At 66.7% G+C, this 26,115-nt stretch carries 26 protein-coding genes and 1 tRNA gene; 16 read left to right on the top strand and 11 right to left on the bottom strand.

Going from position 1 to position 26,115, the window contains the following annotated elements; genetic code table 11:
* Nucleotides 1-170: 170 nt before the first annotated feature.
* Nucleotides 171-551: a CBS domain-containing protein gene (locus VGC47_13115; GenBank protein ID HEX9856246.1), complete on the top strand. Its 381-nt coding sequence runs from the start codon at nt 171-173 to the stop codon at nt 549-551.
* 88 nt (nt 552-639) lie between these two features.
* A complete protein-coding gene (locus VGC47_13110; GenBank protein HEX9856245.1) occupies nt 640-1,068 on the top strand; it encodes a hypothetical protein in 429 nt (142 codons plus the stop codon).
* Between the two features lie 16 nt (nt 1,069-1,084).
* On the opposite strand, the gene VGC47_13105 is transcribed toward VGC47_13110, so the two are convergent.
* Both VGC47_13105 and VGC47_13100 read right to left on the bottom strand, forming a co-directional pair.
* Nucleotides 1,085-1,360 carry a DUF4342 domain-containing protein gene (locus VGC47_13105; protein ID HEX9856244.1) on the bottom strand — a complete coding sequence of 92 codons (276 nt, stop codon included), beginning with the start codon at nt 1,358-1,360 and terminating at the stop codon, nt 1,085-1,087.
* On the bottom strand, nt 1,357-1,803 hold the full coding sequence (locus VGC47_13100) for a hypothetical protein (GenBank protein HEX9856243.1): 447 nt from the start codon (nt 1,801-1,803) through the stop codon (nt 1,357-1,359). Before VGC47_13100 ends, VGC47_13105 begins: the two co-directional genes overlap by 4 nt.
* 131 nt (nt 1,804-1,934) lie before the next feature.
* Here VGC47_13100 and VGC47_13095 point away from each other — a divergent pair, with 131 nt between their 5' ends.
* From VGC47_13095 to VGC47_13080, 4 genes are read left to right on the top strand one after another with little or no spacing between them, the layout of a single operon-like run.
* Nucleotides 1,935-3,173: an FAD/NAD(P)-binding oxidoreductase gene (locus VGC47_13095; GenBank protein HEX9856242.1), complete on the top strand. Its 1,239-nt coding sequence runs from the start codon at nt 1,935-1,937 to the stop codon at nt 3,171-3,173.
* A 5-nt stretch (nt 3,174-3,178) separates the two neighbouring features.
* The gene (locus VGC47_13090) at nt 3,179-3,493 is read left to right on the top strand and encodes a TusE/DsrC/DsvC family sulfur relay protein (GenBank protein HEX9856241.1); all 315 of its coding nucleotides are present in this window, start codon (nt 3,179-3,181) and stop codon (nt 3,491-3,493) included.
* Between the two features lie 13 nt (nt 3,494-3,506).
* Entirely contained in the window at nt 3,507-4,016 is a 510-nt protein-coding gene (locus VGC47_13085) for a DsrE/DsrF/DrsH-like family protein (GenBank protein ID HEX9856240.1), read from the top strand.
* Nucleotides 4,017-4,037: 21 nt separating this feature from the next.
* Nucleotides 4,038-4,463, top strand: a complete 426-nt coding sequence (locus VGC47_13080; protein HEX9856239.1) for a heme-binding domain-containing protein — start codon at nt 4,038-4,040, stop codon at nt 4,461-4,463.
* Nucleotides 4,464-4,629: 166 nt separating this feature from the next.
* Here the strand turns inward: VGC47_13080 and VGC47_13075 are convergent, their stop codons facing one another.
* The gene (locus VGC47_13075) at nt 4,630-5,103 is read right to left on the bottom strand and encodes a universal stress protein (protein HEX9856238.1); all 474 of its coding nucleotides are present in this window, start codon (nt 5,101-5,103) and stop codon (nt 4,630-4,632) included.
* A gap of 154 nt (nt 5,104-5,257) precedes the next feature.
* On the opposite strand from VGC47_13075, the gene VGC47_13070 reads away from it, so the two are divergent.
* Nucleotides 5,258-5,632 carry a carboxymuconolactone decarboxylase family protein gene (locus VGC47_13070; GenBank protein ID HEX9856237.1) on the top strand — a complete coding sequence of 125 codons (375 nt, stop codon included), beginning with the start codon at nt 5,258-5,260 and terminating at the stop codon, nt 5,630-5,632.
* 21 nt (nt 5,633-5,653) lie between these two features.
* Here the strand turns inward: VGC47_13070 and VGC47_13065 are convergent, their stop codons facing one another.
* Complete coding sequence (locus tag VGC47_13065; protein HEX9856236.1) at nt 5,654-6,154, bottom strand: flavodoxin domain-containing protein; 501 nt, start codon at nt 6,152-6,154, stop codon at nt 5,654-5,656.
* A 125-nt stretch (nt 6,155-6,279) separates the two neighbouring features.
* On the opposite strand from VGC47_13065, the gene VGC47_13060 reads away from it, so the two are divergent.
* Complete coding sequence (locus VGC47_13060; GenBank protein ID HEX9856235.1) at nt 6,280-7,299, top strand: ATP-dependent 6-phosphofructokinase; 1,020 nt, start codon at nt 6,280-6,282, stop codon at nt 7,297-7,299.
* Nucleotides 7,300-7,330: 31 nt separating this feature from the next.
* Here the strand turns inward: VGC47_13060 and VGC47_13055 are convergent, their stop codons facing one another.
* Nucleotides 7,331-8,023 carry a CBS domain-containing protein gene (locus tag VGC47_13055; GenBank protein HEX9856234.1) on the bottom strand — a complete coding sequence of 231 codons (693 nt, stop codon included), beginning with the start codon at nt 8,021-8,023 and terminating at the stop codon, nt 7,331-7,333.
* 202 nt (nt 8,024-8,225) lie between these two features.
* On the opposite strand from VGC47_13055, the gene VGC47_13050 reads away from it, so the two are divergent.
* Nucleotides 8,226-8,711, top strand: a complete 486-nt coding sequence (locus tag VGC47_13050) for a TrkA C-terminal domain-containing protein (protein ID HEX9856233.1) — start codon at nt 8,226-8,228, stop codon at nt 8,709-8,711.
* Nucleotides 8,712-8,714: 3 nt separating this feature from the next.
* Nucleotides 8,715-9,869, top strand: coding sequence for a cation:proton antiporter (locus VGC47_13045; protein ID HEX9856232.1), 1,155 nt, complete (start codon nt 8,715-8,717; stop codon nt 9,867-9,869).
* A 27-nt stretch (nt 9,870-9,896) separates the two neighbouring features.
* Here VGC47_13045 and VGC47_13040 read toward each other — a convergent pair whose 3' ends face one another.
* Together VGC47_13040 and VGC47_13035 are read right to left on the bottom strand one after the other, a co-directional pair.
* Nucleotides 9,897-12,248, bottom strand: coding sequence for a heavy metal translocating P-type ATPase (locus VGC47_13040; protein HEX9856231.1), 2,352 nt, complete (start codon nt 12,246-12,248; stop codon nt 9,897-9,899).
* A gap of 185 nt (nt 12,249-12,433) precedes the next feature.
* Nucleotides 12,434-13,009 (bottom strand): DUF6008 family protein, encoded by a 576-nt coding sequence (locus tag VGC47_13035; protein ID HEX9856230.1) that lies wholly within the window; start codon nt 13,007-13,009, stop codon nt 12,434-12,436.
* Nucleotides 13,010-13,182: 173 nt separating this feature from the next.
* Here VGC47_13035 and VGC47_13030 point away from each other — a divergent pair, with 173 nt between their 5' ends.
* From VGC47_13030 to VGC47_13015, 4 genes are all read left to right on the top strand, one after another.
* Nucleotides 13,183-14,943, top strand: a complete 1,761-nt coding sequence (locus tag VGC47_13030; GenBank protein ID HEX9856229.1) for a hypothetical protein — start codon at nt 13,183-13,185, stop codon at nt 14,941-14,943.
* Nucleotides 14,940-15,482: a hypothetical protein gene (locus VGC47_13025; GenBank protein ID HEX9856228.1), complete on the top strand. Its 543-nt coding sequence runs from the start codon at nt 14,940-14,942 to the stop codon at nt 15,480-15,482. Before VGC47_13030 ends, VGC47_13025 begins: the two co-directional genes overlap by 4 nt.
* A gap of 144 nt (nt 15,483-15,626) precedes the next feature.
* Nucleotides 15,627-16,052 (top strand): DUF1761 domain-containing protein, encoded by a 426-nt coding sequence (locus tag VGC47_13020; GenBank protein HEX9856227.1) that lies wholly within the window; start codon nt 15,627-15,629, stop codon nt 16,050-16,052.
* 76 nt (nt 16,053-16,128) lie between these two features.
* Nucleotides 16,129-16,929 carry a UbiA family prenyltransferase gene (locus VGC47_13015; protein ID HEX9856226.1) on the top strand — a complete coding sequence of 267 codons (801 nt, stop codon included), beginning with the start codon at nt 16,129-16,131 and terminating at the stop codon, nt 16,927-16,929.
* Nucleotides 16,930-16,936: 7 nt separating this feature from the next.
* Here the strand turns inward: VGC47_13015 and VGC47_13010 are convergent, their stop codons facing one another.
* Nucleotides 16,937-17,311, bottom strand: coding sequence for a group 1 truncated hemoglobin (locus tag VGC47_13010; GenBank protein HEX9856225.1), 375 nt, complete (start codon nt 17,309-17,311; stop codon nt 16,937-16,939).
* 101 nt (nt 17,312-17,412) lie between these two features.
* On the opposite strand from VGC47_13010, the gene VGC47_13005 reads away from it, so the two are divergent.
* Nucleotides 17,413-17,489 (top strand) — tRNA-Met (locus VGC47_13005).
* Between the two features lie 50 nt (nt 17,490-17,539).
* Here VGC47_13005 and VGC47_13000 read toward each other — a convergent pair.
* Nucleotides 17,540-18,109 carry a hypothetical protein gene (locus VGC47_13000; GenBank protein HEX9856224.1) on the bottom strand — a complete coding sequence of 190 codons (570 nt, stop codon included), beginning with the start codon at nt 18,107-18,109 and terminating at the stop codon, nt 17,540-17,542.
* A gap of 104 nt (nt 18,110-18,213) precedes the next feature.
* Nucleotides 18,214-18,723, bottom strand: coding sequence for a hypothetical protein (locus VGC47_12995; GenBank protein HEX9856223.1), 510 nt, complete (start codon nt 18,721-18,723; stop codon nt 18,214-18,216).
* A 554-nt stretch (nt 18,724-19,277) separates the two neighbouring features.
* On the opposite strand from VGC47_12995, the gene VGC47_12990 reads away from it, so the two are divergent.
* Nucleotides 19,278-24,731 (top strand): BTAD domain-containing putative transcriptional regulator, encoded by a 5,454-nt coding sequence (locus VGC47_12990; GenBank protein ID HEX9856222.1) that lies wholly within the window; start codon nt 19,278-19,280, stop codon nt 24,729-24,731.
* A 1,134-nt stretch (nt 24,732-25,865) separates the two neighbouring features.
* On the opposite strand, the gene VGC47_12985 is transcribed toward VGC47_12990, so the two are convergent.
* Nucleotides 25,866-26,115: hypothetical protein (locus VGC47_12985; GenBank protein ID HEX9856221.1), on the bottom strand; the 250-nt coding region annotated here is incomplete at its 5' end.

Raw genomic sequence — 26,115 nt, 5'->3', positions numbered from 1 at the left:
GGACCCTCCGGCCGGGCCGGGAGGACCCGTGGCTCAACCGACGCGTGACAGGCTCGCAGCAGCCCGGCCTTGGATGATCGCCTCCCGGCTCCGTGCGCATACGTCCGTTCGCCCCTGGTGGCCGCGCCTCGTGTGAGGTAGATCTCACGAGAGGCGACCCGGAGGTGATCGTGGAAGTGAGAGCGCTCCTCGGCGGCGAAGTCATCACGGTGGCACCCGCGGCCACCTTGCGAGAAGCAGCCGTTCGCATGGTCGACCCGGACATCGGATCGGTGGCGGTCATGAACGGTCCGAAGGTCGTGGGGATCCTCACGGAGCGCGACCTGGTGCATGCGATAGCGGCAGGCGCCGACGTCGATGACGCCTCGGTCGAGCGGTGGATGACCGCCTCACCCGACGTGATCGCCCCGGTCGACGACGTGGAGGACGCCGCCGACTGGATGCTCGCCACAGGGCACCGGCACCTTCCCGTCATGGAGGGAGAGACGCTGCTCGGCATCGTCAGCATCAAGGATGTGCTCTGGGCGCTTCGGGATGGCGTGAGGTCTTAGGTATGGCGTAGCCCGGGCGTCTCCTCTCTCGAGGGGCCCGTCGCCTCTTACCCGGCCGCCCGGGCTACGTCCAGAATCGAGGTGTGCGATGAGGGCCGCGACAAGTCATGCCGCTGGAGTTCGTCGGCCGATCCGCTCGCTCGGCGGATGGCTGGTCTTCGTGCTGGAGATCCTCCTGGCCGTGGGAGCGCTGGCGGGCGGCGTTTCACTCGCCACGGGTGCGATCGACGCCTCGTCGTTCTCATCCGACCTGCCGTTCGAGTCGCCGGTGCTGGCCGGCATCGCCCTCGTCGCGGTGAACGCCGTCGTGCCGGCAGTCGTCGTGGTCGCCGCGGTGCGGCAGGCATCATCGGCGATGAACGGTCACCGGATCGTCGGTGCCGCCTTGATGGGTTGGATCGTGGTGCAGATCGGATTCATCGGGCTCAGCTCATGGCTCCAGCCCGTGTTGTTCCTCTGGGGCGCGGCGATCGTCGGGCTCTCCACCGTCGTGGCTCGCCCACGCACGGTCTCTTGACCCTGTTCGGTCCGCCTCAGTCGGCTGCCGCGTTCGTGCGCTCGATCGTGATGGTGCAGTCCGTCACCAACGCCGCGATGGCGCCCACTGCCGCCAGGGTCGGAGCGATGAGAGCCCCGACGACCCCGAAGGTGAGCGGGAGCTCGACGATCGTCTCACCCTTCTCGTTCTTGATCGTCACGCGCCGGACGTTGCCTTCGTGGATGAGCTGTTTCACCTTGCCGATCAGTTCTTCGCCCTTGACAGGGATCTCCTCGGCGGGCCCATCGGCACGGTCTTGGTCGGACGTCATGGATCCTCCTCTCGTCGTGGGGTGCCATCGGATCGGAGCTCGCCGCCCTCGATCAGCCCAGCGAGGGTGGCGAGGTCGCGGCGTACCCAATCGACGTCCCGCTCGAACATCTCGTCGGTCATGCCCGGTTGCCTGAAGACAGTCAGCAAAACTTCGGAGCCGCCGCGGTTGGCAACCACCCGCATCGGCATGTGCACCTCGACGCCCGGTCCGACGACGACGGTGTGGTCGAGCACGCCGTAGTCATTGCGGTCGCTGAAGCGGACCGTCACTGGCCCTTCGGGGCCTTCCATCGTCCAGCCGTCGGGGCCCGGCTCGAGTGTCGAGCCCAGCCCACTCGCCCACAACGGGAAGCTGGCAGGGTGCCTGAGGAGCTCGTAGACGTCGGAGGCGCTCCGCTCGATCGAGACCGATACGGTGCGTGCATCTGCTGGTGACTCCATCGACCGGATCGTCGCCGTCGCTCCGCGTCGGGTCAAACCCGGCCCGGCGGCGCCCCGCCGCACCAGGCCTTTCGGCCCTGCCGGGAAACCGGAGAACCGAATACGTTCGCAGGGAGAGAAAGGACGGGCACATGAAGCGCTTGGTGGTGCTCGGTGCCGGCACGGCCGGGACCATGATCGTGAACAAGCTCGAGAAGCGACTCCCAGCGTGGGACATCGTCGTGGTCGAGCCGTCGCCCCAGCACGTGTACCAACCGGGCCTGCTGTTCGTCCCGTTCGGGAAGGCCGACGAGGCCGACCTCGTGCGCGCCACGCATCCGTTGCTGCCCGAACGCGTGACGCTGATCCAATCCGAGGTCGACCTCGTCGTTCCCGACGAGAACATCGTTCGGCTCGAGAGTGGCGAAGTCATCGCATACGACCAGCTCGTGATCGCGACCGGGACGAGACCGCGACCCGACCAAACCGAGGGGATGGTGGGGCCCGGCTGGCGCAAGTCGGTCCACGAGTTCTACACCCTCGAAGGCGCGGTCGAGCTGCGGCGTGCGATCGAGGCGTGGGACGGCGGAGACCTCGTCGTGCACATCACCGAGATGCCCATCAAGTGCCCGGTTGCCCCACTCGAGTTCGCCTTCCTGGCCGACGACTACTTCGCCGAGAAGGGGATCAGGGATCGGACGCGCATCACGTACGTGACCCCGCTCTCCGGCGCCTTCACGAAGCCGATCGCGGCCGAGCGCCTCGGCAGCATGCTCGACGATCGCGGCATCGCACTCGAGGCGGACTTCTACGTCGAGCGAGTGGACGGCAGCGAGCTCGTGTCGTTCGACGATCGCCGCATTCCGTTCGACCTGCTCGTCACGGTGCCCCTCAACATGGGCGCCGACTTCGTGGCCCGTTCCGGGCTCGGAGACGAGCTCAACCACGTGCGGGTCGACCAGCACACGTTTCTCGCCACCGGGTACGACGACATATGGGCCGTCGGCGACGCCGCCAACCTGCCGACATCGAAGGCGGGCTCGTCCGCTCACTTCGGCGGCGAGGTGTTCGTCGACAACTTCCTCGAGCACGTCGCCGGCGAGCCGATGACCCGCAGTTACGACGGGCACGCCAACTGCTTCGTCGAGAGCGGGAACGGCAAGGCCATGCTCATCGATTTCAACTACGAGACGGAGCCGCTCCCGGGCACTTACCCGTTGCCGAGGGTCGGGCCGTTCCGCCTGCTCGCCGAGTCCCGGCTGAACCATCTGGGGAAGCTGGCATTTCGGACGACCTACTGGAACCTGCTGCTCCCCGGCAGACGCATCCCCGTGCCGAACGCAATGTCGATGGCGGGCAAGCGTGTGCCGAAGCCGAAGAGAGAGGAATAGGAACGATGACGGTTGCAACGATCGCGGGGCACGAGGTGGAGGTCGACCAGGAGGGGTTCCTCGTCAACCCGTCCCAGTGGTCGGAGACACTGGCGTCGTCGCTCGCCGAGAACATCGGCCTCGAGCTGACGGACGGCCATTGGGCGGCGATCCGCTTCGCCCGCGCCGATTACGAGGCGAACGGCGAGACGCCCACTCTGCGCCGCATGGGAACGGTCGGTGGCGTGTCGACCAAGGACATGTTCACGCTGTTCCCGAAGAAGCCAGCCAAGAAGATGGCGTACGTCGCCGGCTTGCCGAAGCCGGTCGGCTGCGTGTGAGAGAGGAGAGATCGTGACAACCGTGCTGGAAAGCGCCCCGATCCCGACGTTCGAGGACGAGCAGTCGGGACGCAAGCTCTGCATCATCTGCTCGAAGGGCTCGCTCGACATGGCGTACCCCGGCCTCGTCCTCGCCAACGCGGCCCTCGGTGAGGGCGTCGACGTGCACCTGTTCTTCACGTTCTGGGGCTTCGACGTCATCAACAAGGAGACGATGGCGCACCTCAAGTTCACACCCGTCGGCAACCCGGCCACGCACATGCCGCCCTCGCTCATGGGCCTTCCGGGGATGACGGCCTTCGCCACCCACATGATGAAGAAGCAGATCGAGGGCATCGACGTCCCGGACGTCCCCGAGTTCCTCGAGATGATCACGGATGCCGGCGGTCACCTGTGGGCGTGCCGAATGTCGGCCGACATGATGCACCTCACCGAGGACGACCTGTACTCGCGGGTCGAGGGGATCATCTCGGCCGCCGACTTCATCGAGCTCTCAGAGGGCGCCCAGATCATCTTCGTGTGACGGTCGGCGAGACTGTCCTCCGTGAGACGCGCTCTGCGCATCGGTGTGATCGCACTCGTCGTGGCGTTCCTGGCAATTCAGGCGGTGCCCTACGGGTGGTGGGACGCCAACCCGCCGGCTGTCTCCTCGGTGGAGTGGCCGAGCGCCGAGGCGGAGCGGATCGCCCGGGTGGCCTGCTACGACTGCCACAGCCACGAGACCGAGCGACCGTTCTATTCGTTCGTCGCGCCGTTCTCGTGGCTGACCAGGAGCGACGTCGAGGAAGGGCGCGACGAGTTGAACTTCTCCGATTGGGACGGGGGAGGCGCCGGCGACGCCATCGAGGTCACTCTCGAAGGGGAGATGCCGCCTCTCCGGTACACGTTGATCCACCGCGACGCCAAGCTCTCCGACTCCGAGGTTGCTGCGCTCGTCGCCGCCCTCGACGAGCTCGACAGGAGACGCTGACCCAGTTCTTGCGCCCTCCCGCTCTTGCGTCCCTACATCGCATCTGTGCGACCGGGGGACGCCGGAACGGCTTGGTCGGCGGGCGGGTGGCCGGCGAGGGGTGCTCCCTCCCGTCTTGCGTCCCTGCATCGCATTTGTGCGATCGGGGGACGCCGGAACGGATCGATCACACCATCGGCATCTGGATCGACCGCGGACGGTCGGGCCGCTTGGTTGAGCTGCCGGGCTTGATGATGAGCACGTTGACCGGCGAGAGGCGCAGGCAGGCGTGGCTCGTCGAGCCGAGGACCATCGACGCGAGGTCACCGCGGCTTCTGCTCCCGACGACGAGCAGGTCGGCTCGCACGTTCTGGACGTAGTCGGTCAGTTGATGCCCGGGGTCGCCGCTGAGCTCGACCGTCTCCCAACCGACGTGCGACGACTCGAGCAACGGGCGAAGGCGACCCCAGACGCGCTCGTGATACTCGGTGCGCTCGCTGGCACTCTCCAGGTGTCCCGGCTTGAGAGCCGTTACGGACCACGGAGTCTGGAACACGCTGACGACATGGAGCTCGGAGTCTCGGGCAGCGGCTTCGCGGATCGCCACCTCGAGGACGCCGATGCTCGCTGGCGACTCATCGACGCCGACGACGATGCGCATGATCGACCTCCTTCCACTCGATCATGGACCGCCGCAGGCTCCACGAGGAAGGGCCGTTCGGCCCAAGTGGGCGACCGGATCAGTGCCGATCGCCTCTGTAACGGCAGCCCATCGCGACCTACCGTCGATGAGGCAAGCCGAGCTGGAGAGAGCCATGACCGATTCCCAGACCGTGATCGATGAGCTGCGCATCCCGACGAGGGAGCTGCGCTCCGCCATTCCCGAGGAGTGGAAGGGATTCTCAGACCTGCACCAGGCGACGATGCGCGACGGTGCCCTGTCGGGCCGAGTCAAGGAGCTGATGGCGCTCGCCATCGCCGTCGCGGACGGCTGCGACGGATGCATCGCGTATCACGCCAAGGGCGCGGCGCGCCGCGGGGCTTCGGAGCCCGAAGCGGCCGAGGCGCTCGGGGTGGCGCTCCTGATGGCGGGAGGCCCCGCCTCCGTGTACGGGCCTCGTGCCTTGGCGGCCTTCAAGGAGTTCGCCGCGGCGGCGGTGGCAGCAGCCGAGGTGGCGGCGGCGAGCTGACGGCTCCCGGGACTCGACGCCTCAGTGTGGCGCCGGAGCCAGCTCGGCGGCGATCTCCTCCGCCCAGGCGTGGATTGCGTCCCACTCTCTGAAGTCCCCGAACGGGGCTCGCAGCGCCCGTGCGATCGCCCGCTCCGGGAGGCTCAGGGCCTCCTTGTCGAGGCTGCCTGCGAAGACCTCGTGAGCCCTCGCTCCGGTCCACGCCACGTAGTCCGCTATGTCGACCGGATCGGCCTCGGGCTTCGGCGGATCGCCGATCGGCCCGCTCGAGAAGAGCCACACCGGCTTGCGCTTCAGGTCCGCCGAGAACCGATCGATGAACTCGCGCGCCTCGGACTGCCAATGCCCGGCGTACACGGCGCTGCCGATGACGACGGCGTCGAAGGGCTCGATCGACGCGACTTCCTCCGGCGGAGACACTTCGACCGACATCCCGGCGTCGGCCAACGTGCGGCCGATCTCGGCTCCGATGCCGGTGGTCGCACCATGCTTCGATGCGACTGCGATCAAGATCTTCTGCATCTCCTGCCTCCTCGTGACAATTCCTCTCACCGGCCACCATGCGATACCGGCGCAATTCCCGCTAGGGGACAAAGGCCGGTCGCGAGTGTGCTCTATCGTCTGAGCGTGCAATCGGAGGAGAGCTGATGGCGATCGGAGTGCTCACGGCGGGAGGCGACTGCCCGGGGCTCAACGCGGCGATCAGGGCGGTCGTCACGCGAGTCACCGCCGAGGGCGAGGCGGTCGTCGGGATCGAGAACGGCTGGGACGGGCTCATGTCCGGGACGACGCGGCCCCTCACACGGGACGACGTCCGCGGGATCCTGGTTCGCGGCGGCACGATCCTGGGGACTTCGCGGCGTGACCCGTACGTCCACGGCGAGGGTTACGAGTCGGTGCGGGCGGCTATCGAGGCAAACGCCATCGAGAGCCTCGTCGTGATCGGCGGCGACGGGTCGCTGCGAACGGCCGTGCAGCTGCAGGACGGCGGCCTGCGGATCGTCGGTGTGCCCAAGACGATCGACAACGACATCGCCGGCACGGACGTGTCGTTCGGGTTCCACACCGCCGTGCAGATCGTCACCGACGCCCTCGATCGCCTGACGACGACCGCCGAGTCGCACAACAGGGTGATGGTGGTCGAGGTCATGGGGAGGACCGCCGGCTGGATCGCCGCATACGCCGGGCTGGCAGGGGGCGCCGAGATCGTCCTGGTTCCCGAGGTGAGATACGACCTGGACGAGGTCGCCGCCCGCCTCAACCGGAGGCACGCAGCCGGCCACGACTACTCGGTCGTCGTGGTCGCCGAGGGCACGCCGGGACCGGCGGGCGACGTCTCGTCGCGCGGTGTCGATGCTTTCGGGTTCGACCGGATCGGCGGCATCGGACAGTACGTGTCGAGCGAGCTGGAGCGGCTCACCGGGTTCGAGAGCAGGCTGACGACGCTCGGTTACCTCCAGCGAGGCGGCACCCCGAACGCCTTCGACCGGGTGCTCGCCACGCGGATGGGGCTCGCCGCCGCCGAGCTGGCGCTCGAAGGGGCTTCGGGCGTCATGGTCGGCGTGCGCGGCGACGAGATCGTCCCCGTCGATCTGGGCGAGGCATGCGGCGAGCCGCGGCTGCTCGACGAGCGGCGGTTCGCCGAAGCGGCGTGGTTCTTCGCTTAGGGGGCCCCCGCTACGGGTGAGGCACTCGCCCTCACCAATTCGGGCGAGGCACACCCGTCGGGCGGGGCTCCGAGTCCGGCGTGTAGTCGTCGACCTCGTATTGCACGCTGCACTCGACCGAGACCACGCCGTCCACGTGGCGGGTCACGGCCTCGAGGATCCTGGCGTCGGTACGGGTCGGAACCTTCCCGCCGAGGCGGACGACGCCGTCGGCGATCTCGATGGCCACTGTGTCGGGGTCGAGCATCAGCAGGTCGTGGACCACGTGCTCTCGGATCTCGGCGGCGACCGCCTCATCGGGCCTCGTCAGGACGCCGAGCAGGTCCGCCCTGCTGACGATCCCGACGAGCCTCCCGTCCTCGACGACGGGGAGCCGCTTGACGCGGTGGCGTTCCATGAGCCGGGCGGCGATGGAGTGGTCGTCGCCCGGGCCGATGACAACCACGTCGCGCGTCATGACGTCCCCGACCGTGGTGGCGTTCGACGCCACCTCCTTGCCGGACGAGAAGATCGCCCGCAACAGCCCGGCACGCGGTTTGCGCGGCTTGCCCGGGACGTGGTGGAGGAAATCGGTCTCGGTGATGATGCCGACGAGAGATCCTTCTTCGTCGGTCACGGGGAGGCCGCTGATCCTGGCGTCGACCATCGTCGTCGCGGCCGCCTTCAGGGGCGTGCTCGCCGTAGCCGTGAGCGGGCTCCTCGTCATGATCTCGTGAATCTTCATCGCCGCCTCCGAGTCTGCTGGTGCCAGGGCGGGGACTCGAACTCCGCTCGCTTGCCCGATTTCATTCGGTGCTGTCCAGCCGGGTGTCTCACCCCCTGGCACTTCACTACATACCGTAACGAGCCGACCCGGCCTAGGGCTGAAGGGCCCGGCAGTGCGATTCGTGGCACAATCGCACTCCGCTCTCAGGAGTCGTCGACCCATGGCGCGCATCGAAAGGACGATCCTCCCCGGTGTCGGTGTTCGTTACGACTTGGTGACCGAAGCAGGGATGAGGGTCGGCGTGGTGCACCACAAGACGGGCAGGCGCGAGATGTTCATCTGCCCGGTCGACGACCCCGACTCGGTCGCTCTCAACCTCGGACTGACCGACGCCGAGACCCACGACGTCGTCGACATGCTCGGCGGCTCCGAGCTCGTCGAAGACGTGGTTCACCGCACCCAGGAGATCGAGGGCCTGGCGATCGACTGGCTCACCGTGGACGAGGCCAGCCCGTACGCCGACCGGACGATCGGAGACGCCAGGGTGAGAACCCGCACCGGCGTTTCGGTGGTGGCGATCCTGCGCGGCGAGGCCGCCCACCCGGCGCCGGGACCGGACGCCAGGATCGAGCCAGGCGACACCTTGGTCGTCGTCGGGACGGCCGAGGGAATCGAGACGGTCGCCGAGATCCTGCGCGCCGGCTGAGCGATGCACGGGGGCGCCCAGCTCTTCCTGGAGATCGGCGGGATAGTGCTGGCGTTGGCGGTCCTCGCCAGGGCGGCCCGCTGGATGCGGTTGTCGCCGATCCCGCTGTACCTCCTCGGTGGGGTGGCGTTCGGCGAGGGTGGGCTCCTCCCGGTCGTCACGTCGGAGGACTTCATCGCCACCGGGGCCGACCTCGGCGTGATCCTCCTGTTGCTGATGCTCGGACTCGACTACAGCGGGAGGGAACTGGTCGCCAGCCTGCGCTCGACCGCTGGTGCCGGCGTCCTGGACCTCGCCCTCAACTTCACGCCGGGGTTTCTCGCCGGCCTTCTCTTGTCCTTCAGCGCAGAGTCCTCGTTGTTCCTCGGCGGCGTCACATACATCTCCTCGTCCGGTGTCGTCGCCAAGCTGCTCGGCGATCTCGGCTGGCTCGGCAACCGCGAGACGCCGATCGTCTTGTCGGTGCTGGTGTTCGAGGACCTGGCGATGACGGTGATCCTGCCGGTGCTCGGAGCGGTGGCGCTCGGCGGCACGGTCGCGGGGGCCATCCAGTCGGTGGCTGCCGCCCTGGTCGTCGTCGGCATCATCATCGGAGTGGCGGCTCGCCACGGCGACGAGATCAGCCGGGTGGCGTTCTCCGGATCGGACGAGATCAACCTGCTCACGGTGCTGGGCGTCACGCTCCTCGTTGCCGGTATCGCCGAGCAGCTCAACGTGTCGGCGGCGGTCGGAGCCTTCCTCGTCGGCATCGGCGTCTCCGGCGAGGCGGCCGATCATGCGCGGGCGTTGCTGTCGCCGCTGCGCGATCTGTTCGCGGCGGTGTTCTTCGTGTTCTTCGGGCTCACGACCGACCCGGGCGTCCTGCCGTCCGTCATCGTTCCCGTGCTCGTCCTGTCCGCCGTCACCGCGGCAACCAAGTTCGCCACCGGCTGGTGGGCGACCTGGCGAGGCGGGATCGGACGGCGAGGCAGGGCAAGGGCAGGAGCGGCTCTCGTGGCGCGTGGCGAGTTCTCCATCGTCATCGCGGGCTTGGCCGTGGCGGCAGGCGCCGACCCCGAGCTGCCGGCCCTGGCTGCGGGTTACGTGCTCGTGATGGCGACGCTCGGGCCGATCGGCGCCCGGCTCGCCGACCGCCGTCCCGCCCACTCGGCGGCGTGAGCCGCCGTTGCGCCGAGCGGTCGAGCGTCACGACACCGTACGGTCGGACTCGGGCAGGTGCGTCCTGGCCCGTTCTTCGCTTTTCGGAGCCTCGTCGTGGAGGGCGGTGTAGAGCTCCTCCTCCTGGGCGAAGTGCAGGCGGAGGATGGCGTGGAGGCCGTAAAGGAGACGCCGCAGGTCGCGCAAGTCGGCCTCGTCCGGGCCGTCGGGCGGCAGCTCACCGAGGGTGCGCTGGTAGAGGCTGATGAGCCGGAAGATCTCGCGGTGGGTTCGGCTCATCGACGCCAGCGGGTCTTCGCCGCCGAGGAGCGCCGCCACTTGCGGATAGACGTCCCGGTCGTCTGCCGATTCGTGGGGGAGCACCTCGTCCGTGAGGAACTCGGCCACCCGTTGCAGGCCGGCTTTCGCCTCCTGCCTGCTCCACACGTCGAGACGATCGGCGGTCGCCTGCAGCATGTCGAGTCTCGGGCGCAGCACCTCGTGCTCGGAGCGCAGCCGGGCGGACAGCTCAGGCGGGAGGGTCGCCTTGCGCCTCGCCGACACCTTGCCGGTGAGGGCCCGCAACGCGTTGACGATGGAGGCGACGTCGATGGCCTCCTGGACGACTGCGCCGACGATGGGCGCGATGGCGCCCGCGGCGGCGAAGCCCATGGCGATGCCGGACAAACCCATCCCGAGCACGACGCTCTGGAGGGCGACGAGCCGGGAGCGCTTGGCGATCGAGATGGCGTCCACGAGCCCGTCGAGCCGATCGACCATGAGCACGACGGGTGCCGCCTCCGACGAGGCGGTCGCGCCGCGGGCGCCCATGGCGACGCCGACGTCCGCGGCGGCGAGCGCCGGGGCATCGTTGATCCCGTCTCCGACCATGGCGGTCACGCCCCTCTTTCTGAGGTCGTGCACCGCGTCGACCTTGTCGGCAGGCGTGCACTCGGCGAGCACCTCGTCGACGTCGATGGCCATGCCGACGGAGTGGGCCACGGTTGGGTGATCGCCCGTCGCCATGACGATGCGCCGGACGCCGGCGCGACGCAGTGCCCGTAACGTCGCCGTTGCATCGGGCCGGATGACGTCGTCGAACACCAACGCCCCTGCGATGGCGCCGTCGACGGCGACGAACACGGTCATCGGGGCGACCCGGAGCAGGCGGTGGCGATACTCGGCGACGTCCGAGGGCATCGCCTTGCCTTCGAGGAGCCACGGGGCGCTGCCGACGCCGACCCGGCGGCCGTCGAGCCGGCCGACGATGCCTGAGCCCGGCTTCTCGCTGACGCCGGTCGCCATCGCCAGCGGCAGGCCTCGCTCCCTGGCTGCCCCCACGATCGCCCGGGCGAGGACGTGAGTCGATGCCTGGTCGATCGAAGCGGCGAGGCGCAGTACGTCGTCTCCCGAATAGCGGGGGTCGAACGAGACGGCGTCGTGCAACGTCGGCTCGCCGAGGGTCACCGTTCCCGTCTTGTCGATGAGGAGGTTCTCGACGCGAGCCAACGTCTCGAGCGCTCCTCCGCCGCGGAACACGACGCCGCGCCGTGCCGCCCGCGAGATGCCCGAGACGATGGCGACCGGCACCGCGAGCAGCAACGGGCACGGGGTGGCGACCACGAGCACGGCGAGCGCCCTCGTCGAGTCGCCGCTGGCGACCCAGGCGCCGCCGGCGACCGCCAGCGTCATGGGGATGAACCATGCGGCCCATCGGTCGGCCAGCCGCACCGAAGGCGAACGCGACGCCCTCGCCTCCTCCACGAGTCTGACGATCCCGGCGTACGTGCTCGCCTCTGCCGTGGCCGTCGCTCGGATCTCGAACGGCCCGGCGGCGTTGAGCGCGCCGCTCGCCACGATGTCGCCCGGGGTCCGCTCGACCGGCAGCGGCTCTCCCGTGATCGCAGACTCATCGACCAGGGCAGGGTCGCCGACGACGATGCCGTCGACCGGGATGACTTCGCCCGGCTTGACGAGGAGCCGGTCGCCGAGGACGACCTCCCCTACGGCGACCGTGTGCGCCTCGCCGTTCGACAGCCTGTGGGCGAGACGGGGAGCTCTCTCGACGAGGGCTCCGAGCTCACGCTCAGCCCGCCCGGCGGCATACTCCTCGAGGAAGTCTCCCGTGGCGAGCATCAAGCCGATGACCGCCGCGGTGAGGACCTCGCCGAGGGCGAGCGCCGCGGCGACGGCGAGCCCGGCGATGATGTCGACACCCGGCCGCCTGGCCACGAGGTCGGCGACGATCTGGCGGAGGAGCCGTCCCAGCGGGATGACGGCGGCCGCGATCCAGGCGACGTTGGCGGCCGTCGCTGCCCCGGTCGCCGACGAGAGGGCGCCGCCGACGAGCGCGGCCGCCGTCACGATCAGCATGCGTCTTGCCGGGTACTCGGCGCGCACTGTCTCTCCTCCGGGCGACCTCTACGTCCCGGTTCTACTCGGCGTTCCGTTGCGTCGGGACATCATGCAAGGTTCGCAGCCGCCGCGGGGTCTGACGCGCCGCGCCGTCGATCGGTGCGGGGCCCGGCGACGTGGTGACACCATCGGGTGTGGCATCGCCCGGCGGTAGGGGCGAACGGACGGACTCAGATCTGCGGGATCGCAGTTCGCCGCATGGGGCCACTGAGCACGAGACCCTCGTCGTACATCGCCTTGGCAGCCCGCGTGGCGTATACCGTCGCAAAGAGGTTGATCGCGAAGTGCCACCAGACGCGGTACGTCCACAGCGTGGCGTTCGAGAGGGCGCCGAACAACGTCGAGAACCCCGAGGCCTCGCCGAGGAGGAGCAGCGTGAAGGTGAGCAGCAGGTGCTCGAGCACGTGAAATCCCTGGATCCAGAGCGCCTTCGTGAGGTTGGCGCGGCCGGCGTGCGCCCCGCCGGACGCCAGAGAGATCACCTTGAGGGCGATGAGGCCGGTGAGGAAGATGTTGTTGCCGACGAGGTGAAGCAGTTCGTTGCCGACCAGCGGGGCGTCCGACAGAAGACCGCGGCCCGCCAGCGCCCACGGGGTGAGCCAGGGTGGCAGCTCGGGGTGGATGAACCAGTAACCGAGCTGGGCGACGTGCTCCGTGAAGTGCACGAGCTGGAACGCCAGACCGGCCGCGGCGACGTACGTCAGGATCCTGACGCTCGATCGTCGCCTCGCGTGCACTGCGGGCATCGTGTCGCCTCGCTCTCGTCGACCACCACGTTCAACGCATTCCTTCGGCAGATCGGCCGTCCCGACTTCAGCGCCGGAGCGTGTGGTCGATTGTAAAACATCGTAAACACTCGTAATATCACGCCCCGTCGTGTGAGGGGGAGAGTGTGTGGGTCGGGTGGGACACCGACGGGATGCGATCCACTTCGGCAGTGCTCCTCGATCGAGCTGCCAACCTCGACGGGGCTGCTGCGGATGTCACCCGGGCGGGCGTGAGCGCCGCCCCTCCGATCGATGCCGGACGCCTCGTGGTGGCTGCGAGATGGTGCCGGTCGGCATCGGGTGACCTGCGGATGCGGGCGACGATGCTCGACGAGGCACGGGTCGAGTGGGCGGCCAGGGCAGGCACCTGTCTTCCGAGCGATCGTCCGAACGAGCGCCTCGAGCAGGTCGCCCGCCTCCACGCCGAGCAGCTCCGCATCCTCGAGCGCCTCGAGAGGCTCGAAGGGCGTGACGAGGTTGCCACCCACGAGCGGCGGCTCGCCGAGCTGGAGGCCGTCCGGCTCCGCCTCATTGCGGACCTGGCCGCATCGGCACCGATGGTCTTGCCGGGCCCTCGACTCGATCCGGAAGAGCTGAGGTTGCTCGCCGCCGCCCTCGACCGGCGGCTGACGGCGCTGCCGCCTGCGCAACCGGCGGACCCGAAGCTCGTCGCCCGATCGATCGCCGTCATCCGGTCGCTCCTCGACGAGTCGTGGTTCGGGGACGTGTCCCGAGACGAGCTGCTCGAGATCGAGCGAGTGCTCGGTGGCCTGGCGGGCCCCGAGCTCGATCTGGTGGTGGCGGCGCTCGGCGAAGCCGAGCTGGCTCGGTGGCTGCACGAGCTCGACGGCGTGCGCGGCGGCAACCTCGACGCCTCGGAGGAGACCCGGCTCTTCACGATGCTCGCCCGGAAGGCGGGGGCGGCGACGTTGTGGCGCCTGGTCACGTCGGAGGGCGCCGGGAAGCTCGCCGAGGTCACCGGGGCCGTCCTTGCCGACTCCCCACCGCCCGTCGTGGTCGGGTGGGTCGAGCTGGCGGCCACCGAGGCGGCGGAGAGCGACGAGGCGCTCCTGGCGGCCGTCGCAGCGCTCGAACGGCTCGACGAGGCGTTTCGCACCGTGGCGGTCATCGAGCTGGCGGCCGCCGGCACGCTCGACCCACTCCTGGCCGCGGCGGCCGACCTGGCTCGCCGCCTCGACCCGGGGCGGGACGGATCGATCCTCACCGAGCTCTTCGAAGGCGCGGTGGACGGGATGGCAGGCGTCGTCACCGGGCTGGCCGGTCTGACCATCGTCGGCCTGTGGGATCGCGAGGACTTCCGGAGGAACTGGTCGAGCGTCGCCGGGCTCGGGAGTCTTCTGTTCGCCGACCCCGCCGCCTTCTTCGGCATCGTCGCCGACGTCGAGAAGTTGCGTGCCAACCCGGCTCGCTGGGCCGGCTCGCTCACGCCGGACGCCATCGCGTCGTTCGTCGGAGGAGGCCTCGCCGCCAAACTCGCCCGGCGGGGCGTGCTCGGCGTCGGTGTCCACGGGGCCATGCTGTGGCTCGACGAGGTCGCTCTCGACGCCCGGGCGCTGCGGCGCATCCTCGTCATCGACGAGGCGGGAGCGATCCGGCCGACGGGGCTGCGGGTCGCCTCCGAGGGGTTGCGCCGGATCTTCGACGGCGGCTCGGTGCGGGGCCGGTTCATCCCGAACCTGCGCAAGGTGTTGCTCGACGACGGCTTCTCGCTTGGGCGCGCCGCTCGGGGAGCCGGATACCTGTTCGAGAAGGGATTGGAGGAGGTGCGCATAATGCGACGGAACGGAGGGTGGGACGTTCGGATGAGGAACCGGTTCGGCAACGATCTGGACGAGTGGGGCAACGTCGCGCCGAGCGACCTGACACACGGCATCGAGGTGTTCCCCAAGTGACGCGGCTGACGACGACCGACGAGATCAACGCGGTGCTCGAGCGCTACCTCAACCTGACGGAGTGCATCCTCGACGACGTCGTGTGGCGCGACTTCGGCACGACGATCGACCTCGTGTTCGACAACGTGTGGGCCGAGGCGTGGAAGCTGCGCCAAGACGTAAACGACGTGCGGGACCCCGTCGTCATGCGGCTCTACTCGGTGCAGACGGTGCGCCTCGACAACGCCCTCAACGACTACATGGTCGCCGAGCCGTGGATGCTCGATTGGGGGCTCGCCGAGGTCGAGTGGGTGGAGGCGGTCGATGTGGAGGGGAGCCCTCTCGCACATGGCGGCCGGGGGATCCGCAGGATCGACGTGAAGGGATGGGGCGCCAGGCATCTGAGAGCCGAGTTCGTCGACATGGAGTTCGTTCCCAGCCCGGATCCAGACCCGACGAGGGGGAGGTTCGACCCGGCTGTGAAGCGTGGGATCGCAGCCACCCATGTCGGTCTCGGGCCGGCGGCGAGCGAGCGGCCGCCGCGGCGCAAGCTCCCGTGACGCTCATTCGCTAGCTTGGCGTCGTAAGGGTCCGTGTGGCGGGCCTGGGCGGGAATCACGGCGAGACGTGTGGCGCCGCGAGGCTGCCCGATGTGCGCAGGCGCGCCGCACGGTGTTCTCTCCGCAAGCTCTGGGAGGAGCAAGATGAGCTTCGACACGCTCGGTGATCTCAACTGGCTGGCCGTGATCGTCGCGGCGGTCCTCTGGTTCGCGCTCGGGGCCGCCTGGTACCACCCGGCAGTGCTCGGCAAGCCCTGGATGCGCTCCGTCGACTGGGACCCGGAGGCGCCGCCGCCCGCCATGACGACGATGTCGTACGTCGGGCCGTTCGTCGCCTACCTGGTGGGCGCCATCGCCATTGGGATGTTGGCGCTGGCGACGGCGTCGGACACCTTCGGCGAGGGGCTGGTGCTCGGCCTCGTGGTCGGCGTCGGGATCTCGGCGGCGCTGTTCTACGTGACGGCCGTGTTCGATCCGCAGAAGAAGGAGCCGATGACGTGGTTCTGGATCTCAGGCTTGTACCACCTCATCGGCATCGTCGTCGCCGCCGTGCTCGTCTCGATCTGGTGAGAGGGCGGAGCCCATCGGCCGGCTGAGAGCGTTAGCCCGCCTTAGCCGTCCCCACTTCCTGCTCGGCGGGGCCCTCATGTTCGCCGTGGGCGCCGCGGCCGCCGCCCGCATCGGCGTGGCGCGCTACGCCCTGGCGCAGGTCATGGTGACGGCGTCCCAACTGACGGCGCACTACGTCAACGAGTACGCAGACGTCGACGCCGACCAGGCGGTGGCCAACCGCACGATGTTCTCCGGGGGAAGCGGGGTGCTGGTGTCCGGCGGTCTCGGTGCCGGTGTGGCGCTGCAGGCCGCCTTCGTGACGACCGGGCTCTCCGTGGCGGCTGCTGTCGCGGTGGGGGCGAGCGCCCCGCTGACGGCAGGCCTCGGTCTGGTGACGTTGGCGGTGTCGTGGGCATACTCGATCCCTCCCGTGAGGCTCCTCGGCACCGGGTGGGGCGAGCTGGCGACCTCGCTCACCGTTGCCGGGTTGGTGCCACTGATCGGCGTCACGTCGATGGGGTCGTCGCCGAGCGAGGCGTTGTGGTGGGCAGTCGGCATCCTGGTCCCGATCCACGTCGCGATGATGCTCGTGTTCGAGTTGCCCGACCTCGAGTCGGACGCTCTCGTCGGCAAGCGGGTGCTGGCGGTGCGGCTCGGCGAGGAGCGCACCAGGGCGTTCGCGTCCGGATTGCTGGCGGCAGCAGCAGCGACCGGCGTGGCCGCGGACGGTTCGGATGCGATCTCCGGTGCGACGTGGGCCGTCGTCGCAGGTGTCGTCCCGGCAGCCGTGCTGCTCTCGGCGATGAGGCAGCGCCAGTACGGGACGATGACGGCGGCCGCCGTGGCGACGCTCGTCGTGGTCGCCGCAGGTCTGCTCGTGGCGATCGCTTCGTGATCGCCGGTCAGTCTCCGTTGGCGGCGGATGACCCGACGACGTGCGGGAGGTACGTCCGGTAGCGGGCGACCACGTCGGCGGCATCCTCGACAGTCACGTCGTAGCGCAACAAGGCCTGTTCGAGGAGGCGCAGCATCTCCTCGAAGTGTTCGTCCGAGATCCCGAGGTTGGCGTGGACTTCGCGGATCTGCTCGTCGGTGAAGCTCGCAGGCCCACCCATCATCATCGCCATGAACAGCGCCTGATGCTCGACGAGGCCCGCGATGTGGACGTTCGCGAAATACGGTCCGAGCTCTTTCGACCGCAGCACGTCGCCGTAGAACGACGACACCACCTGCACCACCTTGTGGCGCCCATACCCGTCGAGGGGGGTCACGCCCATCCGTTACGAATCTAGCCCGATCGCCCCCAAGTCGACCTCGACTCCCGGCAGCCCAGGTTGGCGTTGCCATTGCCCGGCCGTAAAGTGAAGCCCCACAGCGACGCGGGGTGGAGCAGTCTGGTAGCTCGTCGGGCTCATAACCCGAAGGTCGCGGGTTCAAATCCCGCCCCCGCTACCACGAAAAACCCAGGCAATGCCTGGGTTTTTCGCATGTGCCTCATCGAGCGCCTAGGTGCAGCTGACCTGCGGATTCCAGTCCGCGAACATCCCGGACGGGTTGTGGCTCCATACCCAGGCATGCAGGAGGTAGAAGGCCGGCCCGGGTGGTGGGACCAGGATGTGCATCTCCATCCCCAACACCGACGGCGGCTCCGAGACCCCGGGGGGATTGGACTGTGCGCTCCGAACGACCCACTCCACGGCGACGAGCTTAAGGCCCCCGTCTGCATCCGGCGCGTAGACCAGGGCCTCCGGCTCGAGCGCGTTAACTTCGTCATCGGCCATCAGCTCAGCGTTGAAGTAGTGGTAGCCCATCCCCCCGGCCGTCGGGTTGGAGACGCAGTTGGTGATGATTCTCACTCCGGCGCCGTTCACCCACCCGAGCTCGTAGCCGGCTTCGAGCGCCTCTTCGACCCGGTGGAACCGAGCCGTCACCCGACGTACCTGTGCGAGCTCGTCCTGGACGCCAGCAGCCTGTGCCGTATGGATGTGTGCTTCCCCATCGTGATCGGCGGCCGCGACCGTGGGGATCAACGCGATCCCCGCTACCAACAGAACCGCCAGGCCGAATCCGATCATGAGATTTCGATGGTTTCTTTTCCGAATCATGTCTCTTCTTCTTTCGCGCTCAGCAGAGCGCCTCGTGGGTTTTCGCTTCCTCCAAGGTCAGGTCGGCGGTGCACTCAACCGGTCACGATCTGGATGGAGTCGACCATCCGATCGAGCTCGGCAAGGCCCTCGCTCGACTGTTGGGGAAAGTGCGACGCCTCGATCACCAGGCGGACGCCATTCACATCGAGAATCCAGTGCTTCAGGATTTGCCCGGGTCCCTGGTACCAGCGGGATGGCCCAAAGCTGTCCGAGACGCCTGCCTCGGCCCATCCTACGAAATGCTTCTCGTCGCACTCGCTGAAATTGACGTCGGCAGGCACGGTGAGCACCATGTATTTCCCCTCGAAACCGTCCACCATGACCTCGATGGCGGTGGTGGCGTCGGAGCCCCAGATGGTGGCGAAGCCAGTGGTCAGGTCCTCGACGGTCGGCCCTGGGTCGAATGTTGTGTCACTCCATTGACAGCGATCGGCAAAAAGGTTGCCGACCATCCCGCCGCCCAGTCTCATATGAGTTCCATCGTCGACATCGCCCGTCGCGATGAAGCCATCCTGAGTGTCCCAACCCTCGGGCACGATCACGCTGAACTCGACATTGCGGGCAACGGGGTCGTAGCCCCAAGGACGTATCACCGTTGGTTCGTCAGACTCCGTTGTCGTCGATGGGCTCGGATTGGTAGTAGCAGGAGGCTCGGTAGCGGTGGTCCCCGCAGGTGCCACCGTGGATGAGACTGATCCCTCGGTGCCTCCACATGCGGCAACCAGAAGGGTGAGCGTCAGGAGCCACCCGACTCGATTTTTCGTTTTCATCTTCTTCCTTTGGTCAGGTGCTATCACCTTGTGGTGACCTGCGATCTGTACATCGAGTGGCTTGACGAATCCTTGGATCGGCAAACAGCCGCAAGACTCTGGCCCCGGGCGATCTGAAACCGTCGTTCCAAGATTCTTTTGAGCGGCGGCGAGTATCTTTCAGGCGGGGGAGACCCTCGACAACGAACCGAGATTCGGATGGATCAACCAAAGTGACCGCGCCTGGTCCATCCGACTCGCTGATTCGGGTCCTGGGCGAACTAGAGGTGGCTGCAGGAGGTGGCCTCGCCCCTCTTGGTGGGCCAAAGCAGCGGGCGGTGCTCGGCATGCTCACCGCACGGGCAGGCCATGTGGTGACTACGGATGAGCTCGTCGAGGGGATTTGGGGAGATGACCCGCCGACAGCGGTTTCGTCGTCGATCCACAGCTACATCTCCACGCTGCGAACCGTGATCGATCAGCCGATCGAACGCCACGGGTCCGGCTATGCACTCGGAGTCGACCATGCTCGGATCGATGCCAGCGTTTTCGAGAGCGCCTTGGAGACCGGCCGCAAGGATCACCTCGTCAACCCCATGGCGACGGCAGAGGGACTGCGGAGGGCTCTTGGACTGTGGAGGGGTCGCGCTTATGCGGACGTCGCCGACTTCCCGGGACTCAGATATGAAGCCCGCAGGCTGACAGACCTTCGCCTCGATGCTGTCGAGTTGCGCATCGACGCCGACCTGGCTCTGGGACGGCACGCAGCAGTCGTAGGTGAATTGGAGGGGTTGGCAGCCGAGCATCCCTTTCGAGAGTCGCTTCGCGCCAAGCACATGCTGGCGCTCTACAGGGATGGCAGGCAAGCCGATGCCCTCCGCGCCTATCAAGGAACAGTCGACGATCTGCGCGAGGAGCTGGGCGTGGACCCATCGACTGAGCTAGCCGAGCTCGAGGAGCGAATTCTCAATCATGACCACACGCTGATCCACAGTCGAGAAGTCGTAAACGATCGAGTTGCCCTTTTGTTCACTGAGATCGTCGATTCGACTCGCCTTTGGGAGACCGATCCGATCGCAACCCAATCTGCCGTCGCCCGGCACAACGACCTGGTCCAGTCTGCGATTGAGGCCGCAGGCGGCACGGTCATCAAGGGAGTGGGGGATGGGTTCATTGCCGCGTTCTCCGAGCCATCGCTTGCGGCCTCGGCGGCGCTGAGATCTCAGAGGGCGATCGTGTCAGGCGATTGGGCGCCTCTCGAGTTGAAGGTCCGGATGGCGATTGATACAGGAGAGGTGGAACGCAGGGGAGGCGAGCTGTTTGGACCGCCGATCAATCGGGGGTCTCGTCTTCTCGATGCCGCGCATGGCGGTCAGATCGTCATCTCGGACGAAGCTCAAAAGGCCGTCACCCGAGATGCCGGAACTCAGGTCAAGAGCCTGGGGGAGCACCGTTTGCGAGGAGTGGGCTCTCCGCAGGCGCTCCATCAACTGCTCGCGGACGACCTGCAGAGCAGCTTTCCACCGTTGAATGTCTCGGGTCAGTCGATCCGATTCGACCGGAGTTTCGGTGACTCCATACGCGGCTATGAGCTTCGTGAGCAGATAGGCCGGGGAGCCTTTGGCATCGTCTACCGGGGGTACCAGCCCACGATCGGAAGAGAGGTGGCAATCAAGATCGTCAGGCCCGAGTTCGCCAATCATCCGGGCTTCATTCGCCGGTTCGAATCCGAGGCCCGGCTGGTTGCATCTCTGGAGCATCCCCACATCGTCTCCATATACGACTACTGGCGGGATGCCGACGGCGCCTATGTCGTGGGCCCGTACCTGGCCAGGGGAAGTCTCGCCGACGGCATTCCGGCCACGTTATCCGAGTCCCAGGTGATCAAGCTCGCCGTGCAGGTCGGCACAGCCCTGTCGTACGCCCACCGTCAAGGTGTCCTTCATCTCGACGTGAAACCGGCCAACATCCTCATGGACGCCGAGGGGAACGCCTACCTAGCTGACTTCGGAATCTCGGCCCGTGCCGTCGAGGCGGCTACGGGAGCTCAGTCAAGATCGATCGGATACCGGGCACCGGAAGATCTCGAGGGCGGGACACTCGATGCTCGCTCCGATCTCTACGGCCTGGCCGCCGTGGTGACAAACCTGCTGACCGGAGCCCCACCCAAGCGCTTCGACCTGAGTGCTCTCCACGAGCCAATCCGTGGTGTGCTCACCCGTGGTCTGGCAACGGACCCGGAGGCTCGGTTCGACAGTGTTGATGAGTTCCTCGACCAATTGTCGAAGGCGGCAGGGGCAACGGCGCAGGTGCGGACTCCACTCCCATGTCGCAACCCCTACAAAGGTCTAGCGGCTTTCACCCAAAACGACGCTGTTGACTTCTTCGGTCGCTCTGCGGAGATCAGCCGGATGGTCACGATGATCGAGGCGAATCGGCTATCGGCCGTGGTCGGTCCCTCAGGATCGGGCAAGTCCTCCCTAGTCCTTGCCGGTCTTCTCCCTGCCCTGGCTGGAGGCGCCATCACCGGATCAGAGACCTGGATCGGCGTTCGGACCGTGCCCGGGGCCCATCCGTTCGACGAGCTGGCCACCGCCCTGGGTGCTATCTCCACCGAACCTTTGTCAGTGCTCGCCACCGAACTCGCCGCCGCGGACGGTGAGGGACTGCTCCGGGTCGCCAAACGGATTGGAAGGGAACTCGAGTGCGAGCTTGTAGTAGTCGTCGATCAGTTCGAAGAGCTCTTTACCCTCGTCGGCGACGAGACCGTTCGTGATCGCTTCATCATTTGCCTCCTCGCCACAGCAACCGACCCGCAGAGCAGGGTGCGGATCGTGCTCACCTTGCGAGCCGATTTCTTCCACCACGTGCTGGTTCAGCCTGAGCTGGGCCCGATCATCGGTCGAGACCATCTCGCCCTCGCTCCTCTGGACGCCGAGGGTCTCCGCCTAGCCATCGTCGCACCGGCCGCCGATGCCGGTCTCGAGTTCGAACCAGGCCTCCCTGAGAGGATCGTGGCCGACCTGAAGGGTCAGCCCGGCAGCTTGCCCCTGCTCCAGTACACCCTCGACCGCTTAGCGCTGGCCGCCGGCGATGGGTTCATCGCCGACCACTACTACGAGCAACTTGGCGGCGTGATGGGCGCTCTCTCTGATCGGGCTGAGACCACGTTTCAGGGGTTGACGTTGAACCAGATGGGAGCGGCGCAACAGATTCTCACGCGTCTTCTCTCGGTGTCCGATGAGGCAGACGACATTCGTCGACGAGTGCGGATGACCGAGCTCGAGTCACTCGGTATCGGCGTATCCGATCTCGAGGCGGTGATCGGAGCCTTCGGGAGGGAGCGACTGCTCACCTTTGACATCGACGCGACGACTCGGGGCGCAACGGTCGAGGTGGCCCACGAGGCGCTGCTTCGGGAGTGGCCCACGCTTCGCGGGTGGGTTGATTCCCGTCGTGAATCGCTTGTTCTCCAGCGTCGCTTCCAGGTCGCTCTTGGAGAGTGGGAGGAGTCGGACCACGCGATGTCCGATCTGCTCACCGGAGGCACGCTGGGCAAGTACGAGGATTGGGCAGCCGGTGATGACGTGACTCTGGCGGCCGCTGAACGGGATTTCTTGCAGGCATCGATCGGACAGCGCACCAGCGTCGAGCACGAACGTCGCAATCGCCGCCGCGGCATCATGGCCGGATTCGCTCTCGCCACGGTGATCGCCCTGGCACTTGCAATCGTGTCTTTCGTCCAGCGAGACCGGGCCGAGGAGAACGCCGCTTTGGCGCAGGCTCGCGAGTTGATTCTCGAAGCCGAGAAGAACGTCGAAGTCGACCCGGAGCTGAGCATGCTCCTCGCCTTGGAGGCGATCGCTCACTATCGATCGGCGGGTCAGGAGCCACCCGTCCCGGCGTTGGCAGTGCTGAGGGATGGGCTCCGGGCAAGCCCTGTCCAGCAGAGGTTCACGGGCGGCGGATTCGTGGCCGTCAACTGGGACGGGAGCCTTCTCGCCACCCGGAGTGAGGGTCGGGTGGCGGTGTACCGCATCGCCACCGGTGAGATCCTGGTGACCCTCGATCGTGAGGGCGGATTCCCGATACAAGCCGCCTTTGGCCGTGGACATCAGCTGGAAGTGGCGTACGTGGACATCGGTCAGCCCTTGCGGGTCTGGAAAGATTGGAGGGATCCCGGATCCTTCGTCGACATTGGGCCGGAGCGTGGCCTCGAGACGGCGGTCGGCGAATGGGTGCATGCGAGTCCGGATGGGGATCTGGTTGCCATTGGTTCCGAGGTTTGGTCGGCCGGTCGTGCCGAGATGCGGTACTCGTTGCCGAAACATGATCCTCGAAACGTTTCTTTCTCTTCGGACGATCGGCTCGCCTTCTTCGAGTATGGCTCCGAGGGATCGGTGTCGGTGCGGATCCTGGCCGCCGATACCGGTGCCGACCTGGGGGCATTAAGCCTCGACGTCGACTTCGAACCCGAGTGGCTGGCATTTTCCCCAGAAGGCACGCGCTTGGCAATCGCCGGCGAATCCAAACTGGCGTTGATCGACCTGGCGACCGGGGCCACTGCGTGGCGGAGCGGCGCCCTCTCCAGAGTCGGCCCGCCCCTTTGGATCTCCGGCGGGACTCGTCTGTTGGTCGGGGGGGAGAGTGTGCCTGCACTGGTGGACGCCATGTCCGGCGAGGTAATACGAATCCTGCCCGGGCACCGGGGGGGCACCTTTTCGTATGCCGAGCTCCCCGGGGCGGAGACGATCGTCTCCGCCGGAGAAGACGACAACGCCACCATCATGTTCGATCTCGGACCGGCACGAGGCGAAGTTGGAGGTTTCACCTCCTCGATTTCGCAAATCGACTTCATGGGATTTACCGACGACGGCGCCGACCTATGGGCAGTAGATGGAGGCGATTCACAATCGGGTGCCCTCATCGACGCAGTAACCGGTGAAAGAAAAGCGCGCTTTCCAGGAACCGAATCGATCAGGTCGACAAACGGGAGGTTTGCTGTAGGCACCGACGCGGAAGGTCGGTCGGTTCTTTGGTCGAACTCAGACGGACGTGTCCTTCTCGTGGCGCCCGAAGGTTGGCGGATTCCTGGTGTCTCGGACAACGGGACGCTGGCTGTCATCGACGGTACCTCCACCCGAGTCGTCAGAACCGCTGACGGGACTCTCGTCGCCGAGATGGATGCAGGGTTTCCGGTTCACGAGGCGGTCTTCTCTTCAGACCTGAGGTTCGTCGTAACCAATAACAATGGCACGGATTATCCAGGTATCCGGATCTTCGAAGTCGACGGCGGAAGGCTTCTCGGGAGCATCGGTTCGCTCGGTGGGTATAGGAGCGTGTTCAGCCCCGACGGCACCAAGTTGATTGTTGGAGGATACGAAGGTCACGTCACGATTTTTGACTTCGCAGAACTCCGGTCTGGCGTCGACGAAGAGCAGGCCGCTGTGCGCCGCATCCCGGCCCACACAGCATTCGTCGTTTCCGCGGTCGTCTCACCGGATGGGTCCAAGATTTTCAGCCGCGCCTGGGATGAGCCGGTCAAGCTCTGGGACGTCGACACCGGTGAACTGCTTGGTGAGTTCGGAACACAAGATCCCGCTACCAACTTACCTCCGGCTGCCGCTTTCCATCCGACCGAGCCGTGGCTATACGTGACTGTTGGCGATAGCCAGGTCGCCATCCACACGCTCGACACCGATGAGCTCATGGAGATCGCGAAGTCACGTCTTACTCGCACTTTCACGGAGGAGGAATGTCAGCTCTACCTCCTCAAGAGCTGCACGGCACCAGGTGCCTGACACACCCCGTGGTGCCTCATGCGTCGCCGCTGTCACGTCACCTCAACATATCGACACAGGATCCCGTGGCCCATCCTCCTGAGCGAACGGGGCACCGAACCGAACGACGCCCCTCTGGTCACCGCCACACCCAGAGAAGTCGATGGCGAACCAAGGGTCGACCATCGGAGTTCTGGTCGCGAAACCGCACCTATGGAGCCACGCTATGTACCTGATCGTTGCGACCCCCACCCGTCGTTGAAAATGTCGAGGTCACGGAGAGTGGCCGACCAGTAGGGCCACGAGTTGGAGGCACGCGCGGGTCGACTGATGCCAGACTGATGCCCAACGCCCTGGCACAGCCCGGCACCGCCCATCACCCGTTGGCAGACATTCGACAGCATGACGACGTTGACTATCGCTGATCGACAGCTATCAACCTCCCTGGAGGGCCACTCGTAGGGCTCATAACCCGAAGGTCGCGGGTTCAAATCCCGCCCCCGCTACTACCAGAAAACCCCTGCTGAACAGGGGTTTTCTGCTTAGGGAGAACTTCGCAAACGCGTCCGCTCGTCGGGTTGGAGAGTGGACTGGTGCCGAGGCGGTGCCCGCAGAATCCCTTGTGGTTCTCATGATTCGGCGTGAGGGTCCGGGGTTGGTTCCAGCATCAGGATTCGGCGGTTGGGCACCAGCCCTGGCCACGGCCATCGTGATTCCGACTTGTCACTGACTTCTCGGGTTGCTCTAGAGGGCCAAACCCCGGCCGAGCGGATCGTCGATTCAATCACGGCCGGACGTTCGACTCATACGAACGTTGGAGTCTCTCGACCGCCGAGAATCCGACGAAGGGGGGCCTTGACGTTCGGTCAGCTATCCTGATTCGTCTCCGACTGGTCTGACTTCCAGGTGGCGATGGCCAGGGTGGCTGCGACAGCCTCCTGCGCAGGGGTTTTCGGCTTTCTTGAGGTCGTTGTGCGGACGCCCTGAAAGGCTCGCTGGTCCCCTACTGGTGCCCATAGGTCAGATAGAGAGCCTTTGAGTACGTGTCATTACTGGAACCAGACCAGGGGCGATCGAGAGAACCACAACCCTGCCCCACATCTGCGCGACGGCTACCGAGTATGTCCGGGCAGGACCGGTCTTGTATGCCAATCGTCAGGACGTGTGGGTGCAGGGGAGTAACAGGCTGGGCAGAGATGCCTGCAACCAGGCGCTGTAGGTGTCGAGATCCCACCCGGCCTTGATGGCTTTAATGACCGTTTCGGGTCCCGCCATCAGCCAGAACCCTCTTTTGATCAGGTCGTAGGGGATGTCTGCCCTGAGGTGCCCCTTCTCCTGGAGCAGGTCGATGAGTTCGCCTTGGTGATTAAAGCGATGCTCCTCGAGCTCTTCTAGAGCGGCGGCG

The sequence above is a fragment of the Acidimicrobiia bacterium genome, from assembly GCA_036396535.1.
GTDB lineage: Bacteria > Actinomycetota > Acidimicrobiia > Spongiisociales > UBA5794 > DASWKR01.
This window is presented reverse-complemented; position numbering and strand designations above follow the sequence as displayed.